Annotated in this window: 18 protein-coding genes, 1 tRNA gene and 1 pseudogene; 11 read left to right on the forward strand and 9 right to left on the reverse strand. The window is 38.1% G+C overall.

Going from position 1 to position 17,738, the window contains the following annotated elements:
• Position 1: 1 nt before the first annotated feature.
• The 3 genes from ACTH6U_RS02615 to ACTH6U_RS02625 form a co-directional block, all read right to left on the reverse strand.
• Entirely contained in the window at positions 2–1,582 is a 1,581-nt protein-coding gene (locus ACTH6U_RS02615) for a phytoene desaturase family protein (RefSeq protein WP_441831528.1), read from the reverse strand.
• A 375-nt stretch (positions 1,583–1,957) separates the two neighbouring features.
• Positions 1,958–2,968 (reverse strand): type I glyceraldehyde-3-phosphate dehydrogenase, encoded by a 1,011-nt coding sequence (gene gap, locus ACTH6U_RS02620; protein WP_441831529.1) that lies wholly within the window; start codon positions 2,966–2,968, stop codon positions 1,958–1,960.
• An 80-nt stretch (positions 2,969–3,048) separates the two neighbouring features.
• Positions 3,049–4,026: a GlxA family transcriptional regulator gene (locus tag ACTH6U_RS02625; RefSeq protein WP_294103840.1), complete on the reverse strand. Its 978-nt coding sequence runs from the start codon at positions 4,024–4,026 to the stop codon at positions 3,049–3,051.
• Between the two features lie 1,264 nt (positions 4,027–5,290).
• Here ACTH6U_RS02625 and ACTH6U_RS02630 point away from each other — a divergent pair.
• Together ACTH6U_RS02630 and ACTH6U_RS02635 are read left to right on the forward strand one after the other, a co-directional pair.
• Positions 5,291–5,581, forward strand: coding sequence for an ArsR/SmtB family transcription factor (locus ACTH6U_RS02630; protein ID WP_441831530.1), 291 nt, complete (start codon positions 5,291–5,293; stop codon positions 5,579–5,581).
• Positions 5,571–6,140, forward strand: a complete 570-nt coding sequence (locus ACTH6U_RS02635; protein ID WP_441831531.1) for a sigma-70 family RNA polymerase sigma factor — start codon at positions 5,571–5,573, stop codon at positions 6,138–6,140. The genes ACTH6U_RS02630 and ACTH6U_RS02635 overlap by 11 nt, the downstream gene beginning before the upstream one ends.
• A gap of 198 nt (positions 6,141–6,338) precedes the next feature.
• Here the strand turns inward: ACTH6U_RS02635 and ACTH6U_RS02640 are convergent.
• Positions 6,339–6,456, reverse strand: a tRNA-OTHER gene (locus ACTH6U_RS02640).
• Between ACTH6U_RS02640 and ACTH6U_RS02645 the strand changes: the two genes are divergently transcribed.
• Positions 6,453–6,599: an arsenic metallochaperone ArsD family protein gene (locus ACTH6U_RS02645; RefSeq protein ID WP_441831532.1), complete on the forward strand. Its 147-nt coding sequence runs from the start codon at positions 6,453–6,455 to the stop codon at positions 6,597–6,599. The genes ACTH6U_RS02640 and ACTH6U_RS02645 overlap by 4 nt on opposite strands.
• A gap of 50 nt (positions 6,600–6,649) precedes the next feature.
• Complete coding sequence (arsA, locus tag ACTH6U_RS02650; protein ID WP_441831533.1) at positions 6,650–8,425, forward strand: arsenical pump-driving ATPase; 1,776 nt, start codon at positions 6,650–6,652, stop codon at positions 8,423–8,425.
• 189 nt (positions 8,426–8,614) lie between these two features.
• Here the strand turns inward: arsA and ACTH6U_RS02655 are convergent.
• A pseudogene (locus ACTH6U_RS02655) lies at positions 8,615–8,794 on the reverse strand (metalloregulator ArsR/SmtB family transcription factor); the annotation flags it as partial.
• Positions 8,795–8,943: 149 nt separating this feature from the next.
• Here ACTH6U_RS02655 and ACTH6U_RS02660 point away from each other — a divergent pair.
• Positions 8,944–9,237, forward strand: coding sequence for a hypothetical protein (locus ACTH6U_RS02660; RefSeq protein WP_441831534.1), 294 nt, complete (start codon positions 8,944–8,946; stop codon positions 9,235–9,237).
• A gap of 261 nt (positions 9,238–9,498) precedes the next feature.
• Here the strand turns inward: ACTH6U_RS02660 and ACTH6U_RS02665 are convergent, their stop codons facing one another.
• Complete coding sequence (locus ACTH6U_RS02665; protein WP_294103842.1) at positions 9,499–10,419, reverse strand: zinc-binding dehydrogenase; 921 nt, start codon at positions 10,417–10,419, stop codon at positions 9,499–9,501.
• A gap of 91 nt (positions 10,420–10,510) precedes the next feature.
• Between ACTH6U_RS02665 and ACTH6U_RS02670 the strand changes: the two genes are divergently transcribed.
• From ACTH6U_RS02670 to ACTH6U_RS02690, 5 genes are all read left to right on the forward strand, one after another.
• Positions 10,511–10,852 carry a winged helix-turn-helix transcriptional regulator gene (locus tag ACTH6U_RS02670; RefSeq protein WP_441831535.1) on the forward strand — a complete coding sequence of 114 codons (342 nt, stop codon included), beginning with the start codon at positions 10,511–10,513 and terminating at the stop codon, positions 10,850–10,852.
• Positions 10,853–10,857: 5 nt separating this feature from the next.
• Entirely contained in the window at positions 10,858–11,202 is a 345-nt protein-coding gene (locus ACTH6U_RS02675; RefSeq protein WP_441831536.1) for a serine hydrolase, read from the forward strand.
• Positions 11,203–11,701: 499 nt separating this feature from the next.
• On the forward strand, positions 11,702–12,451 hold the full coding sequence (ydfG, locus tag ACTH6U_RS02680; RefSeq protein ID WP_434718987.1) for a bifunctional NADP-dependent 3-hydroxy acid dehydrogenase/3-hydroxypropionate dehydrogenase YdfG: 750 nt from the start codon (positions 11,702–11,704) through the stop codon (positions 12,449–12,451).
• 81 nt (positions 12,452–12,532) lie between these two features.
• The gene (locus ACTH6U_RS02685) at positions 12,533–12,898 is read left to right on the forward strand and encodes a DUF1283 family protein (RefSeq protein WP_441831537.1); all 366 of its coding nucleotides are present in this window, start codon (positions 12,533–12,535) and stop codon (positions 12,896–12,898) included.
• Positions 12,899–12,937: 39 nt separating this feature from the next.
• Positions 12,938–13,171 (forward strand): DUF1161 domain-containing protein, encoded by a 234-nt coding sequence (locus ACTH6U_RS02690; RefSeq protein ID WP_294103849.1) that lies wholly within the window; start codon positions 12,938–12,940, stop codon positions 13,169–13,171.
• 59 nt (positions 13,172–13,230) lie between these two features.
• Here ACTH6U_RS02690 and bioD read toward each other — a convergent pair whose 3' ends face one another.
• The 3 genes from bioD to ACTH6U_RS02705 form a co-directional block, all read right to left on the reverse strand.
• Positions 13,231–13,908 carry a dethiobiotin synthase gene (gene bioD, locus ACTH6U_RS02695; protein WP_294103850.1) on the reverse strand — a complete coding sequence of 226 codons (678 nt, stop codon included), beginning with the start codon at positions 13,906–13,908 and terminating at the stop codon, positions 13,231–13,233.
• A 139-nt stretch (positions 13,909–14,047) separates the two neighbouring features.
• Entirely contained in the window at positions 14,048–15,256 is a 1,209-nt protein-coding gene (locus ACTH6U_RS02700) for an ROK family protein (RefSeq protein ID WP_294103851.1), read from the reverse strand.
• A gap of 91 nt (positions 15,257–15,347) precedes the next feature.
• Positions 15,348–16,259: a LysR family transcriptional regulator gene (locus ACTH6U_RS02705; RefSeq protein WP_441831538.1), complete on the reverse strand. Its 912-nt coding sequence runs from the start codon at positions 16,257–16,259 to the stop codon at positions 15,348–15,350.
• Positions 16,260–16,390: 131 nt separating this feature from the next.
• On the opposite strand from ACTH6U_RS02705, the gene ACTH6U_RS02710 reads away from it, so the two are divergent.
• Entirely contained in the window at positions 16,391–17,671 is a 1,281-nt protein-coding gene (locus ACTH6U_RS02710) for an MFS transporter (RefSeq protein ID WP_441831539.1), read from the forward strand.
• Positions 17,672–17,738 lie beyond the last annotated feature (67 nt).

Consider the following 17,738-nt stretch of genomic DNA (forward strand, 5'->3'; position numbering starts at 1 on the left):
ATTAGTGGTTTTTTAAAATATGTTTAGCGACAAGGTAACCTGATATTGCATTTAACCCAGCACCAGGCCATGTTGCTGCGCCGATCACCCATAAATTTTTAATCGGTGTCTTATAACGGGAATATCCGGGAAAAGGTCTAAATATATAATTTTGATTAATATGATGGCTTCCAGAAACACTATCACCATTGACAAGATTTCTGTTATTTCGCATTAGATCTTCAGGTGAAAGAACCGAATAATCTAAAATTTGTTGTTTAATATTAGGGGCATATAATGAGATTTTATCAATAACACGTTCAGCGTATTGTTGTTTCATAGAATCCCAATTACTAATTTGAATTTCATTTAAAGCATCACTGTTTGGTGCGTATGGCAATGCTCTCACCTGAACCCAAAGCGTTTCTTTACCTTCTGGCGCTCGAGCTTTATCATGTCGGCTTTGTTGACCCACGACAAGCATTGGATTATGAGGCAATATTCCATTCTGAGCTTGATTAAATGTAGTCGCTATATCCTCAGTATAAGGTCCGATATGTACATATCCAAAATTAGAAAAATCCTCTCCAGCATTCCATTCTAAATGGCCATCTAAAGCAAAGTGCAGCATCATCGTGCCAGCACCATACCGATATTTTTTTGCTTTTTGTATATATTCACCGGGCAAATGCTCTTCTTTTATCAACGTATTGACTATTTGTGTTGGCGCTATATTGCCTATAACCGCTTTTTTAGCCCCGAATGATTGCCCATCTTCTGTTTTTATTCCAATTGCTTTACCTTTTTCGACGATAATTTCAGTAACATTCTGACCCGTTAATATTGAACCACCATTATTTTCAATAATTTTGGCTATACTTTTTATCAAGTTACCCACGCCACCTTTACTGATGGATAATCCATGTAAATAGTCACTCATACCTTCGACAAAAGAGAAAGTAGCTCCTCCTGAAATATCGGGACCATAATCTAAGTGAAATGCCCATGGAATAAATAATGCGCGGACTTTGGGATGAGAAAACCAGTCTTCTGAAAATTCACGAGTAGATTTGAGTAGTAATTGAATTAGACTAAGTGAGTCGGATAGGCCAAGATGCCGAGTCATTGACCATAGCTGGCGTGCTGCTTTAAAAGAAGGGAGCTCCATTTGCATCAACGGAGTAAAATGTTCTGATGTTTTTTGAAAATAGTTAAGTAATTTCCAGAAAGCATCAGCATCATTATTCGAATACTTTCGAAGCATGGCATCTGTTCTATTATAGTCTTGATATACGCCAATACCGTCACCATCAGGAAAAACATTGGAATAGGGTTTATCACTGGTGACAATTTCAAATCCGTTGTTATGTAGTTCTTTTTGATATTCTTGATAAAAAGGTGAACCTAAAAACATACCAATATTGGTTGCATAAAGGTCATGATGAAATCCCGGTTGTGTTATTTCAGCGGTACGAGAAGCGCCGCCAATATCATTTTCACTTTCTAAAACAACAACTCTTAGTCCTGCTGTCGCAAGCACTGCGGCAGCCACAAGTCCATTATGTCCACTACCTATGATGACTATATCGTATTCAGTATCCATTTCATTCCCCAGCGATTAGTTTTTGTTATATTTAAGTACCTATAAAGTAATAGATACTGTTTTATTAGAAATGATGTATATAGTGTAGGCCGATATATGTGTTTATCAAATAATTAACATATCAAAATATGTCAGTTATTCAAGGGGCTGAAAACACACTTGAAGCTTACGATATGAGTAAAAGAAGGGCAGTTCAATCCTGCTGTCGCAATGAATATAATTTTAATCGATTTGCTAATTACAGGGCTAGGAAGTAGGGAGGAGCTTTTCAATGCATCAATAATGAAAGAACAAAAGGGCGTGACCTTGTCCATTTATAGAAGGTGAGTATGGACAAGGTTAATGTTGGTTTTGCCGCTTCAGCTGATTAAAAGCTTATAAACCACGTTTTTCCATTAATAAAGCTAAGTCGATCAGGCGGTTCGAAAAACCCCATTCGTTATCGTACCAAGCTAGTATTTTTACCAGTTTCCCGCCAATAACTAATGTAGAGAGACCATCAATAATTGATGATCGAGTATCACCACGATAATCTGCTGATACCAGAGGTTCATCATTATAACCTAAAATGCCTTTTAATTCGCCAGATTCAGCCGCTTTACGAAATGCAGCATTAATTTCTTCTACCGTCGTTTCGCGTTTAAGATTCACAGTTAAGTCTACAATAGATACAACAGGGACTGGAACACGTAAAGAATAACCAGTCATTTTGCCATCTAATTCAGGAATAACTTTACCGATAGCCTTTGCCGCACCACTAGAATAAGGAACAATAGACATTGCTGCGGCGCGTGCTCCTCGTAGGTCTTTTTCAGGCTGGTCGTGCAAAGACTGGCTATTAGTATATGCATGTGTCGTATTCATAAGACCATGTTCAATACCAAACACTTGGTGTAAAACTTGTGCAGCAGGTGCTAAGCCATTAGTTGTGCAACTGCCATTACTGACAACTTTGTGCTTAGTGGCATCATAATGTTTATCATTGACACCCATTACGATAGTGATGTCTTCATTTGTTGCCGGAGCAGAAATGATGACTCGCTTTGCACCACCTTTCGTGATATGAAGTTCAGCTTGAGCTTTATTGGTAAAAAAACCAGTAGATTCAATAACGATATCAACACCAACGCTACTCCACGGGATCATTGCAGGGTCTTTTTCTGAAAAAACACTGACTACCTCCCCGTTTACTAATATTTGATTTGTACCTGCTTTAATATCAGCGTTTAACGTACCTGAAAGTGAATCATATTTGAGAAGATGAGCAAGTGTTTTGCTATCGGTAAGATCGTTAATAGTTACAACTTGAAAATCATCGCGGCCTAAGGCGGCTCGAAGAACATTGCGGCCAATTCTGCCAAATCCGTTGATACCAATTTTAACCATGATAGATACTCCTGAATTTATTGAACTGGGGCAATACTAATCCCGAACGGGTTTGGCGTAAATGACAACAAAGAATCAATTTATGCCATATTGCGTGAATGAAAACGTTCACGATATTCCGTTGGCGTCACATGTAGATTGCGCTCAAAAACCCTGCGAAGATTCAGGCTTGTACCAAAACCTGTAATATCCGCAATTTTTTCAATATGATAACTTGTTTGCTCAAGGTACTGTCGGGCTGTAGTTAATCTAATTGCTTCAACATACTTTGCTGGAGTAATCCCCGTTTTTCTAGTGAAGACTCGAGTAAAATTACGAGGGCTCATTGCGATTTTTTCAGCTAAATTTTCAACAGACAAATCATTACTGAGATTATCTGTTATCCACGTTTGAAGGTCTTTGATAGGTCCGCTATCAGCCTGATTTAGTAAGTATCGGCTAAACTGTGCTTGCCCTCCAGGACGATGTAAAAACAGAACGAGATCTTGAGCAACGTCTCTAGCCAGATTAAATCCATAATCAGTTTCAACCAACGCAAGAGTAAGATCTAAACCTGAACTAACGCCACCGGATGTCCAAATCATTTCATCTTGAACATATAAAGGGCCTCGTTCAACCGTTATTGACGGATAATGGGATTGGAGAGTATCAATTAACCGCCAGTGTGTCGTAGCATGGCGGCCGTTGAGTAAACCTGCTTTGGCAAGTAACATTGCACCTCCACAGATTGAAACAATTCGTTCTGTATGTGGAGCCGCCTGTATAAGCCAATTAACGATATTGTTATCTTCCTCTTCACTTTGTCCTCTTCCTGTGACCATTATAGTATCGCGGGGAAGGCTAGGTTCTAGATCACAGAGCCGCTGATCCGCAAGTAAATTAAGCCCAGAAGCACCATTAATTACGTGATATGGTTGCGTAGTCGCAATAGTGACCTGATAAAGTGGGAATTGAATATCTGCTGGGCGCAAATTGTTAGCGTGCATGAGAATATCAGCGATACCCGTTGCTTCAAATAATATTCCACCGTCAGGTATAATAATTAAAAAGTTATGCATAGCGTTAATAGTCTTAATTTATATAATAAGAGACAACTTTAGTTTATTGATGAAACTAAATCATTAAATTTTCCAAATTAATTAAATAGGGCTTTGAAGCGCTAAATCATTGAAAGACATCTCATGAAATTATTGGTTGTTATTTTTCATTTAGATGCTACAGGTGCCTACCATAGAGAAATGGTGCGCCAGATGGGACAGGGGGAAGAACATGAAATTAAGTCTGTAATCTATATGGATATGAAGTAAGTGTACTATGCTCCTAATGCAAGAAACGGGAGGAATATCAGAAATTACTAATACATTGATTTATCGATGGATGGATCTGGAATATGGAGTTATTTACCGTCACAGGCAATTTAACTTCTACGGAACTCAAGTTTGTTCATGATGATTTTTCTTAAATAATCAGTAAATTACATCTCATGAACTAAAATTTACTTCACGAAATCATCCATTCTAATATCACTTCATGAAGCTTCAACTTTATTAGAGCTAATATTCAAGTTAACTAACTTTATTGAAATCTGTTATTTAAATCACAATATTTTTATTATCGGGAAGGGTAGTTATACCAAAACAAAAGGCAGGGATTTGAGAACAAGCTGGTTTCTGCCTAGTTTCGTATATTCTGCTACAATAGCCATAACTGGCATCGATTCAGAACCAATAAAGGGGTATTTAAATGTTTATTACCATCGTAAAAATGCGAACAGGAAGAGAAATAGCCGATGTAATACCGCATATAAGTATGTACATCAATGATAAGATAGTATTATTCGTAAGACTATATTCCTTTCATTAATTTGTTGTAGATAAATGATGATTTTACAGGCAAAACAATTTTGCTAGTGCAAGAACTACAATGCGATCGATGTGATCGGCGTGCGGGCTATGGATCGATTTTCGGTGACGGCCAGCATATTGAACTAGAGCTCTGTCAGCATTGTGTACATGAAGTATTGGGAAAATGGCTGCGCGTTCAAAATTAGTTTCTACGCTGTTTTAACAATTCTCTAATCACTAGCTCTGACGATTTCAATCATCTATAGGGTATTCTGGGTCAACTGGACACGGAACTCACTGACTTCCACCTTCAATTGTTAATTTCTCGCCAACAAGGCTGACGGGGCTTACTTTATGTCCCCCCCATAAGTATCGCCTGTAAGTAAGGTTCATTCGTTTTTAGGAATAACTCATCGATAAAGTTGTCGACAACCTTCTATATTTCCAGAATAATGGAAATATAGAATTTGGGGGAAACATGAACATTGATGATGCGGCTAAAGTCCTGAAAGAGCTAGGCCACCCAACCCGTTTACAGGTATATAAGCAGTTGATTAAGGTGGGTAAAAAAGGTGTACCAGTTGGTGAATTACAGGAAAATCTCGGGGTACCAAATTCAACCCTTAGCCATCACCTCTCAGCGCTGATCTCGGTGGGTTTGATTCGCCAAAACCGTATCAGCCGCATGTTGTATTGCATTCCTGAATATGAGCGGCTCAATGAGCTTATGATGTTCCTGACAGATGAGTGTTGCACCGATGAAAAGTAATTTTGATACACTGACCAACATTGAGCAGTTCAATCACTGTATGACAACCTTCTGGTGTCAGCATGAACAGGAACTTTATCTGTTTTTTCTTGGCCGTTTAAGCGACAGCGAGCAGGCTAAGGATTACTTGCAAGACCTGTTTTTAAAGGCGCGAATCATTGCTGACAGTTTTTGTTCGATGGACAATCCTCGCGCCTGGCTGTTTAAAGCAGCAAGGAACATGTTGATTGATAACTGGCGTAAAAATAGGGAGTTCACGGAATTATCTGAAGAACTACCCATATTAGACTGTGATACGCAGCCAATTGAGAAACTCACGACGTGTCTACCTCAAACCTTGCAGAAGTTATCGGAGCAAGACCAATACATTATACAGGCATGTGATATTGAGGGATTTCCACAGCTAATGATTGCTGAGCAGATGGGGCTAAGCCTGCCTGCCTTTAAGTCACGCTTGCTTCGAGCCCGGCTTAAGTTAAAAGAGATCATGCTGTCAGAGTGTCAGATTGAATTTGCCGATGACACCTCAATTTGTTGTCATAAACACGATGATCAATAAATTTTCGATTTTAAAAACAGTTTTTGCATCCTTTTCCTACTTCATCCGTTTACCTCAGTGAAGCTTATCAAGAGCAATTTAATTCACTGAGGAGAAATACCGATGAATACCATTTCTATTTATGAACCTGCCGGATGCTGTGCAACCAGTAGCGTTGTGGTTGATGAGAAATCATTAGCTTTCAATGCGGATATGGATTGGTGCAAAGAGCAGGGGATTCGTGTCGAACGCTTTAATCTGCTGAAACAACCTGCGGCCTTTGTCTCAAATGCTGCAGTTAAGGACTTTCTTACTAACTCAGGTCAGCAATCTTTGCCATTGGTACTGGTTAATGGACAAATCGTACTTGCTGGGCGACTGCCGGTACGCGATGAATTGAAGCGCTGGTCTGGCGTTGATGTCGATAAATCGACTGAGGATTTTCCTCCTTCATGCTGCAACGTTCCACGTATGCCGTAATTGACCATGATTCACGTTAATTGATAGATAAGAATTGATAGGTAAAGAATATGACACCACTATTTTTGCAAAACATACCGCCATTTATCTTTTTCACCGGTAAAGGTGGCGTAGGTAAAACTTCTCTAGCTTGTGCGACAGCAGTAGCATTAGCGGATAAAGGGAAACGTATTTTATTAGTAAGTACCGATCCAGCATCAAACGTCGGGCAGGTATTTGATCAAACGATAGGACATCAGATTATTAAGATTGAAAAGGTCAATAATCTATTCGCAATGGAAGTTGACCCAATGGTCGCTGCGCAAGCCTATCGCAACCGAGTGTTAGATCCCGTACGAGATATGATGCCTGCTGATGTGCTCAGCAGTATCGAAGAACAATTATCGGGTTCATGTACTACTGAAATTGCCGCATTTGATGAGTTTACTGATTTACTGACGAATACTGATTTACGCGAGCGTTTTGATCACATTGTTTTTGATACGGCACCGACCGGGCATACTATTCGGATGTTGGAGTTACCGGGTGCATGGTCAGGGTATCTGGATGCGAATCCAGATGCCGCAGCTAATTTAGGGCCTTTAATTGGGCTTGAGAAGAATCAAACTCAATATTCAGATGCTGTTGCGGCATTGTCCAATCCTGAGCAAACTCGCTTGGTATTGGTGGCCAGAGCCCAATCTTCTACCTTAAAAGAGGTCTCTCATACTTATGAGGAGCTTTATCATATTGGTATTCAACAACAGCATTTAGCGATTAATGGCGTTCTTCCACCTGAAGCGGCAGAGAATGACGCGTTGGCTCAAAGTATTGTTGAGCGAGAGGCTCGTGCATTAAATGAAATGCCTGAGAATTTGGCTAATTTACCCCGAACTCAGCTGGCTTTAAAACCGTTTAACTTAATGGGCGTTGAATCTTTGCGTGCACTGTTTTCACCGATCGCTGAGAACTCCCTTGAAACAAACCGGGCAACCTTTGAGGATATTGCTTTTCCACCTCTTGAAACATTGGTCTCTGATCTGAGTAAACAAGGTCATGGATTAGTGATGATGATGGGAAAAGGCGGCGTAGGTAAGACCACCGTCGCTGCATCCGTTGCCGTTGCACTAGCAGGACGTGGCCATAAGGTTCATTTAACCACTTCCGATCCCGCTGCTCATCTTTCTTATACGCTGGATGGTTCTTTGGATAACCTGACGGTCAGCCGTATCGATCCCAAAGCCGAGACAGAGAGATACCGTCAGTTTGTCTTGGATAATCAAGGCAAAGGACTTGATGCTGAGGGACTGGCCGTATTGGAGGAAGATTTACGTTCACCTTGTACAGAAGAGATTGCGGTATTCCAGGCGTTTTCGCGAATTATTAAAGAAGCTGACCATCAATTTGTTGTTATGGATACGGCCCCAACTGGTCATACCTTATTGCTGCTAGATGCTACGGGTACTTACCATAGAGAAATGGTACGCCAGATGGGGCAGGGGGGTGAAGATGTTTTAACACCAATGAGACAGTTACAGGACCCTCAAAAAACGAAGGTTATGATAGTCACGTTGGCTGAAACAACACCGGTATTGGAAGCCGCTAATCTACAAGAGGATTTGCGCCGGGCAAATATTGAACCTTGGGCATGGGTGATAAATGGCAGCTTGGCTGCCGCTGCCCCAAGTTCACCTTTTCTTATTACCCGGGCGAACCGTGAGTTACCACTGATTAGGGATGTGGAAACACGTTATGCTAATCAAGTTGCGGTTATTTCTCAGCAGGCAATAGAGCCTGTAGGCGTAGAGCAACTGAGTAAACTGAGTAAACTGGCCAATAATCTCTAATTCCACTATAAATACAAACATGGTGTATCAATCAGATATGCCATGTTTGTATTGTCATTTCTTTTTCACCTTAATGTAACTAATTCGTATTACACATTCGATAACTCGGATGTATTGTTTCATTTTTGGTGAGTGGTTTGTGATGTTTGTCAAAGTTAGTGAAAATTTACAAATTGAAGATACTCAATGTAAAATGCCATTCTCCCTTAGCATGGCGAGATGGCGTGATATTTTGGGCTGGGGTAAGTCCAGTGTTTCACACAGCTCTCACACACACAGCTCTGTCGCTTCTTTGAGAAGCAGAACAATGGTCAAGCGGGTTTCATCAGAGAGACATTTAAAGAGTTGTAACGGTGTTAACTGGCTCATCACAAATACCTTTTAGTTTGTTGTCAGTCATCATTTATACCTCAGTCAGTTTGAAGGTGTTTTCTCCAGAATATGAAAACCACCATTATGATATTTCATCTAATATATTTTATATTCTAAATGACAATAAAATCGAGCTATCATATTCAATGTCACAATATAAAATGGAGCTTGAATTACCTTCGTCATTATCTAAAGAAGCTCGAGAATCGCTCCGAGTAAAAATAGAAGCAGGAACTTTAGTTTATTGGCAAGAAAGTGATATCACTACTTTTCGTTTATATAATTCAAGTCATTATTGTTGCTTTGATATGCAATGGCAAATGACAGCAGCACCAAGTTTTCGTTCAACACCCAATCATTGGTGTTTTTTTGATAAAAAAGGGCGTTTAGTGCATGTTGATTGGCACAAAGGATATGTAAACAAAGTGAGTCTATTTTAATTTGAGCATTAATAAACAAATATCCCATTACAATTATCAGATTGATAAAAATTAGTATCATTTTGCTTTAAAGGCCAACAGCTTGTGTGGAGTTGGCTTTTTGGGTAGAAGATGCTTATTGCATGAATAAACAAAATATTTTATCGATTAACTACAATGTCATCAGAGTGTAGAGGCTTGATTGAAAGAGTTAACTTTTTAATATTGTTTACATAATAAGTTCTGCCTTCACGCTTAAATTATGGAGGTGACAGACTGATTTTATTCCACCATAAATACCGCTTTACGTCTAAACTGTCCCTCTTTTATTTTTTGCAAGATTTTTCCTGTTTCTGACCAATTATTCACTTCAATATCTAGATGTAATTTATCATCAGATACGAGTTTTAATAATTCTGAAAGATCAGCTTTATCATCTATATCCGGAAGGTCGTTATACACAAAATGCTTTAAAGTCATGCTTTCATGTCCCCCGAATAAACTGAAAAAATCGAGTTGAGCAGGTTGACCACTTGCTTGACCAAACCAAAGAATAAGACCGTTTCTTTTAAGATTTTTAATTGCTTTAGCAATAATTTCCCCGCCAACAGATTCAAAGACTACATCAAACTGTTTCGATAGGTTATCAAGTGATGACACTATATCCGCACCTAATTCGCGCAAATATGTAGCAGTTGATATATCGCGAGTAAGTACGGTAACGTTCACTCCAGCTTGTATAGCTAACTCAGCTGTTATAGCGCCAACGCCACCAGTTGCGCCTGTAATTAATATATTTTGACCAGATTTTATTTTTGCTTCACGAAGCATTCTTAAAGCCATTAGGCCTGAAAGCGGTAATGCTGCTGCTGTTGATATATCAATATTACTTGGTAATTTAATTACATTATTCACGTTGACGGATGCTAATTCAGCGCCACCACCGCCAATGGGACTATGTGCCATGACTCGAGATCCTATAGGAATGTCTTCAATTATAGAGTTCGATTTAATTACTGTACCAACAAAATCAATGCCTACTGTCCAATCTATTTCAGGCATATTTAGGTAGAGATAATCAGCTCGATTTAGTGAAAAGGCCTCTACTTTAATTAATAGCTGATCATCAGATAAAATAGGGTCTTGTTTTGAGCCAATGGTTAAGAAACTATTGCTAAAATTATTTTTTATTAGTGCGCGCATGATTAATTTCCTTGGGTTACGTTTTCTCGGTTACTATAAGAGACCATGCTATAAATAGGAAGTAGGCACTTTTTTCATACGGAGTTTCTCGATGGAAACCATGAAGATTACAGATACAAACTCTCGTTCACAATTATTGGCTCGTGAGGTAATAGATAGAATTGCAGATAAATGGACATTACTCGTTATTGATGCGTTGGGGAAAAATGAAAAACTTCGTTTTACCCAATTACGTAAGCATATTAATGGTATTAGCCAAAAAATGTTGACACAAACATTACGACAATTAGAGCGAGATGGTCTTATATCTCGTCATGTCTATCCAGTTGTACCACCTAAAGTTGAATATAAATTGACGGAACTAGGGGGGAGCTTATTGGTCACTGTTAAGGCTATTTGTGGCTGGGTCGATCAGAATCTACAAATCCCGTAGATGATTTGCGTGATACAACGACTCCGAATGCGATGAGCCTAAGTATAAAGAATATTTTGACTGGAGAAGTACTCAGTAATGCATCCAAAGATCAATTAAAAGAATGGATGATGAATAACAAAGTCGCTGACAATATGCTTAGAGCATCTCTGCCTAAAGGATGGAAAATTGCAGATAGATCAGGTGCAAGTGATTATGGGATCAGGGGTATAACATCGATGGTCTGGTCAAATGATCATGAACCTGTATTTATCAGCATTTATGTTAGAAAAGGGGATACCTCCTTAGAGGAGCGCTCAGAAGTGATTCGTATCCTAGGTTCGCATATATTTAATGAGTACTTAAAATAATAGGTTGAGACTTCATCTTATTTAGAAAATGTTTTTCTAAAGCTAAGTCAAGACAATGAGCCCAAAGAACATATTGGGGATTTTACGCAGATCCCCAATATAATGGTTATAGCATGAATGTTCAGTAATTCATTTAGTCAATTTAACATAATATGCATTATGCGAACCTAGATGTGAAATGAAGAAATCCAGCGTTCTGGCTGATTAATCATGTTGCTATTTTTAGGCTTTAAAGTCAGATCCTATCCATAAACTGAATGTGTTCTAATCAATATTTAGTAAGCCCATTATTTTCTTCGCACTTAATCGTCACTACATCTTTACTTAATTGGATTTTCTTAACCAACCGAATATTGTCGACTTTCATTTATAAAGTTACACCGGTAACGGATAACCGTAAGTTCAGATTATTTGGTTTTTGTAGTTAAGTCGAGATAGCGTTAGAATGGATTTACTATTGAACTTATGATTGAACAACAATAAAAACCTTGAGGTATTCATGATTATACTAGTGACAGGTGCAACTTCTGGCTTTGGTGAAGCAATCGCACGTAAATTTATACAACATAACTTCACCGTTATTGGCACAGGCCGAAGAACCCAAAGGTTGGATGCTCTACGTAATGAATTAGGTGAGAATTTTTATCCTTTAACTCTTGATGTGCAAGATAGGAAAGCAATCCAAGATGCGGTGGCTAATTTACCGGCTAATCTTAAAAAGATTGATATATTAGTCAATAATGCAGGACTTGCATTAGGTCTAGAGCCTGCATTTAATGCGAACCCTGATGATTGGGAAGTCATGATAGATACCAATACTAAAGGTTTGGTTAATATGACCTACGAAATTTTGCAAGGAATGGTCGAAAATAATCACGGCCATATTATTAATATTGGTTCAACCGCCGCAACTTGGCCATATAAAGGTGGCAATGTGTACGGTGCAACCAAAGCCTTTGTGAAACAATTTTCTTTAGGCTTACGTGCTGATCTACAAGGTAAAAAAATTCGCGTAACCGACATTGAGCCTGGTTTAGTCGGAGGTACTGAATTCTCAAATGTTCGTTTTAAAGGTGATGATAGTAAAGTAGAAAATATCTATAAAGGTGCAGACGCACTAACGCCAGATGATATTGCAGAAACAGTGTTTTGGGTGGCAACCCTCCCTGCCCGTATGAATGTAAATACATTAGAATTGATGCCCGTATGTCAAACTTTTGCAGGTTTAACTATACATAAAGAGCAATAACTTTCGTACTATTCTATAAAGACGAAACTGGCTACTTTTAGCTATACTATGTTTAACTATCTAGGTCAGTAAGGAATTGATATGAGCTCATCACAAAAGTTTTTAAAAAATAGTTTCGCTGCAATATGTTTTTGCCTACCGTTACTTTGGGTATCATCGGCGCAAGCAAATACCTCTTGTACTGCGGGTAGCACTTGTGTTTCTGTGGGTAAAGGCGACGATTCGTTAAATAAAGAACAAGCTCGTCAAGAAAAGCAGCAATGGGATGAGACACGAATGCTACGTTCTAAAGTGAATACGCGTACCGAAAAAGAGTTTGATAAAATCGACTCAGCTTTTGATGCAAAAGATAATTGTGAAAAAAGCGTTAACTTGAATGCATATTGGGAGCCTAGTACTAAACGCTGCCTTGATGTAAGCACCGGTCGCCCCCTAGCAAGACCATAATATATTGATTTACAATCTATTCATTAATCGGGAGGTTTCATGTACAAGAAAATTTTAATACCATTATTTTTAATGGTACTTGCACCTGCTTTCGCTCAAGCATCATGTGAAAGCGTAATTGAAGAGATTAAACAGAAAATTATTAATAATGGCGTACCTGCGGATAATTTTAGCTTAGTCGCTGTCCCAAATGATGAGGTCGACCCATCAAAAGGACAAGTGGTAGGTCATTGTCAAAATGATTCTTATAAAATCATTTATACTCGTCATTAATCATTTTTTACTTTTAAAGTACACTAAAGGGCGCTAAGCGCCCTTTTCTATTAGACATACTACTGAGCAGAACGCCTTATGGACTTTTGCAGTTTTTCTGAATCTAGATAATGACCTAAGTCTCTTTCTTCAGGCCTTAATAGATAAGGGATCTCGCCTAATAATGGAGCTTTTATATGTTGCTGTAGTCTCTCAATGATTTGTGCGTAGTGAGCTAAACCCGGGTTAATTCTATTCGCAATCCACCCTGCAATCGGTAAGCCGTCAGCTCTAATAGCATCAGCGGTTAATAGCGCATGATTCACACAGCCATTTTGAATACCAACAACAAGGATCACCCCAACGGTTTCTTCTTTAAGCCAATCTGCATAAAAAGTATTGTCATCTAACAAATAACGCCAACCGCCATTACCTTCAATTACAACAACATCACATTGGTCGTTAAGATGTTCTAACCCATGTTTGATTTTACTAAAATCTATGATGTTTTTATGATTATAATTATCAACAATCCTTACTGGATTAATTTCATCATAAGAAACGAGATTTTTAGATACGCTATGAATGAGTAATGCATCTTTATTCCTGGTTCCTTCCGGAGTATCAATACATTGATCTGCTATTGGCTTATATCCAACAGCTTTAATTCCTTGGTGATTAAGAGCCTGCAATATTGCAAGCGTCGATACTGTCTTCCCGACATCTGTATCTGTCCCGGTAATAAATAGGTTCATCATGGTATTTCTATCCTGAAGTGACAGACTGTGCAGCAAAAGGCTGTAAAAATGATATGGATTCAGTTTATTAGAATGGGAAATTGATAATTTTGCGTTAGCTCAATTTTATGCAAGATAGCGAAAAGTTTATTAATAGATATTAGCCTTGTAATAATTGCAGTAGCAAAGAACCATCATATAATGACTGTTTAATTAATGAGGTTTCACTTTCTTTTATGGAAAATTTAGATTTTTCTATCTGTAAATGTAAATGATACAGAGGAGTTGATTGCTGACTTATATAAGTATATAAGCGAGAAAAAAAGACAGTTGATACAGAATTTAATGGTGAATTGATTAAAATTAACTGAGTTCCAAAGATATTTACCATCATAGCTAAAGGTGTAGCGAGTTGCTCCGCAACTTTGTCTATTAGAAAGAGACATAATTTGTCTTCTTTTAATATTCCATGGCAGATGGATTCTAGTGATATTAAACCATTATTTAATATTGATAATGGAAAATCTGTAAGTAAGGCTTGTGCTTGCTGTATAATCGCAGGCATTGAAACAAGCGCTTCTAAGCAACCAACCCCCCCGCAATAGCATTGCCTATCATTGTTTTTACTTGCTTGAATATGACCAAAAAGAATTGGGCGGTGAGTATTTGTTTCCAAAATTTGGCTATGATTTAATACGGCGACATTAACTATTTTATCTAATTGTAGATAAATGACATTTGCCACTCGGTTCGCAGAGTTTGCAAAATGGTCGGCTAATGCCAAAGCATTTACTGATGAATGCAGATAAACTGGAAGACCTATTTTTTCTGTTAAGTATTCACCAATATGTAAATTATTTATATCAAAATTGGGCAATCGATAAATAATCTTTGAATGAGAGTCTAAAATACCATCAGATAAAATACTAATTGCAGTGACACGCTCTAGATACTGTTGATTGGATTCAAAAAATTGACTAATTAGCGATGAAAGAGATTCACAAAACTCGGTATTGTTTCGCACTTGAAATGGATATTCATTTTCAGCAAGAGTTCTAGCATTTATTTCATTAAGTGCAATGTTAACCTTTTGATTTTCAATTCTAATTGCAAGAAATTGCCAACCTTCACTTTCAACCACTAATCCAATCGCTGGTCTACCACGTAGGCCTAAAACAGGAAATTCAAGTTCCTTTATTAAATGTGCATCTATTAGTTCACGTGTTATTTTGGTAATACTTGCTGGTGCTAACTGAGATTGTTTAGATAGTGAAATACGAGAGATTGGACCATGTTGATCAATGACTTGATACACTATTCCAGTGTTTAGTTGTTTAATTTGGTCAATATGACCGGTTTGATTTAACATGGCTAGCGCCCAAATCCTTTACAAAGCAATTAGTTATTATGCCTTAATATGTGTAATAATGATTTCACATGCACAGTAAGTGTGATCTCGATCACTTCAGAGTACCAACAATATTTGCAAGTAGTAAATTGGTTAATTTTTTAGCGGCGGCAGGTAGAACTCTACGAGTATTGTAAACTAACCACACTTCAGAAACCGTTTTAATATTAGCTAATTTTATATATCGTACACCATCAATTTTCATTCGCGTAAATGATTCCGTAATTATGGAAATTCCCATACCAGCGGAGACTAAACCTAAAATCGTCATGGCTTCCCCTGCCTCTTGAGATATTGTTGGCACCACGCCGGCAGAAGCGAGTAATTGGCTAATTTCATCGTAAAGCGCAGTGCCAACTTCTCTTTCAAAAAAAACTAGCGGATATTTAGCGAGTTGCTTGATATCAATGCCTGTATTTTCAAACTCTAATAGCGGATGTCCTTCGTATACCGCGACCATAAAAGGTTCTTTAAATAATAGTTGATAATCAAGTTGTTCAGGTAATAGCGTATTACGCATAATTCCAATATCAATACGGCCTGTTATCAAGGGTGCTATTTGTTGTTTGGTATTCATCTGATGCATATGAATAGATACATCAGGGTAAGTTTCTCGATATTGACGTAAGCTCATCGTCACTTTGTGCATAAAAGGTGTTGTAGAGGTAAAGCCGATTGAGAGCTCGCCTAATTCTCCTTTCTCCATACGCGCTGCTTTAATTGCAGCGGCATCGACTTGGGATAAAATTTGGTACGCTTCTTTAAGAAACATAGTCCCCGCGGGTGTTAAAGAAACATTCCGATTATTACGTTCAAGTAATTTAGCGTTGATTTTTTCTTCAAGAATTTGAATTTGTTGACTTAATGGCGGCTGAGATATGTGTAAGCGTTCAGCTGCACGGCCAAAATGAAGCTCTTCAGCGACAGCAATAAAATAACGCAAATGTCTTAATTCTATACTCATGCTGTACTCTTATTTAATTGATATTTTAAAAGTATCATTTGTTATTATTAATATATTAGACAAAAGATTGCAAAATTTCTATTCTTTGATCGAAATCAAATGATATGAGGTTGATCAGACAAGGAATATTCATGGAACAATCATCAAATAGTCTAATTTCCGACCAATCAGTCGATGAAAAACATTCAGTTAATGATTTTGACGCTGATCAACCTATACCTGCCCCCCCCAAAAAGCATTATATACAACGTGATGATGCTTTATATTTACGTGTAACTTTGTCTTTCTTTACCGTAGGATTTGCAACATTTGCTTTGTTATATTTTGTACAACCTATCTTACCGCTGCTATCTGAAGATTTTAATATTTCGCCAGCAACAGCAAGTTTATCTTTATCTTTAAGTACTGGATTGATGGCATTAGGATTATTGATTACCGGGCCAATATCAGATGCTATAGGCCGTAAAAATGTTATGGCTATCTCATTAACTTGCGCTGCTCTTTTTACTTTACTCAGTTCTGTCATGGAAAGTTGGCAGGGTATCTTAATTGTTCGCGCTTTAGTTGGACTCTCTTTGAGTGGTGTTGCTGCAGTTGCAATGACCTACTTAAGTGAAGAAATTCACCCAAGCTATGTTGCGCTTTCTATGGGGCTTTATATTAGTGGTAATTCTATTGGTGGAATGAGCGGAAGGCTTATGACGGGTGTGATTGCTGATTTTTATTCTTGGCGAATTGCGGTTGTCATTTTGGGAACATTGGCCTTATTGGCTGCTATCGGATTTTGGCGATTATTACCCCCTTCTCAACATTTTAGAGCTAGCTCCCTTAAACCTAAAAGCTTATGGGTTAACTTGCATCTTCACTTGCGTGATAAAGGGTTACCATGGCTATTTATTGAAGGCTTTGTCTTAATGGGCGGTTTTGTCACCATGTATAACTACATTGGATATCGCCTATTAGCAGAACCTTATAATTTGAGCCAATCTACAGTCGGAATGCTATCGTTAATCTACTTAACAGGTACCTATAGTGCGACTAAAACGGGCAGCCTGACCATAAAATATGGATTCGGTAATATTTTAATCGCATCGCTAGTCTTTATGCTCATTGGGATTTTACTAACATTACACCCTAATATTTGGGTTATTCTTTTGGGCATGACTGCACTGACTACCGGATTTTTTGCTGCGCACTCAGTGGCGAGTAGCTGGGTTGGACGAAGAGCAAAACGCGCTCGAGGTCAAGCATCATCATTATACCTATTTAGTTATTATACTGGCTCAAGTGTCGCTGGGACTATCGGGGGTATATTTTGGTCTCAGTATGGTTGGAATGGCGTTGCTATTTTTATAGCGGCTATGTTGCTACTTGGCGCCATGATTGCTTATAAATTAAAAATTAACTGCTAACCTATCATTTACTACTGATAAAAAATGAAATTTATCTATTCTCATCATTAATAGACTCTATATTTTC

It is taken from the genome of Providencia sp. (genome assembly GCF_052096715.1).
GTDB lineage: Bacteria > Pseudomonadota > Gammaproteobacteria > Enterobacterales > Enterobacteriaceae > Providencia.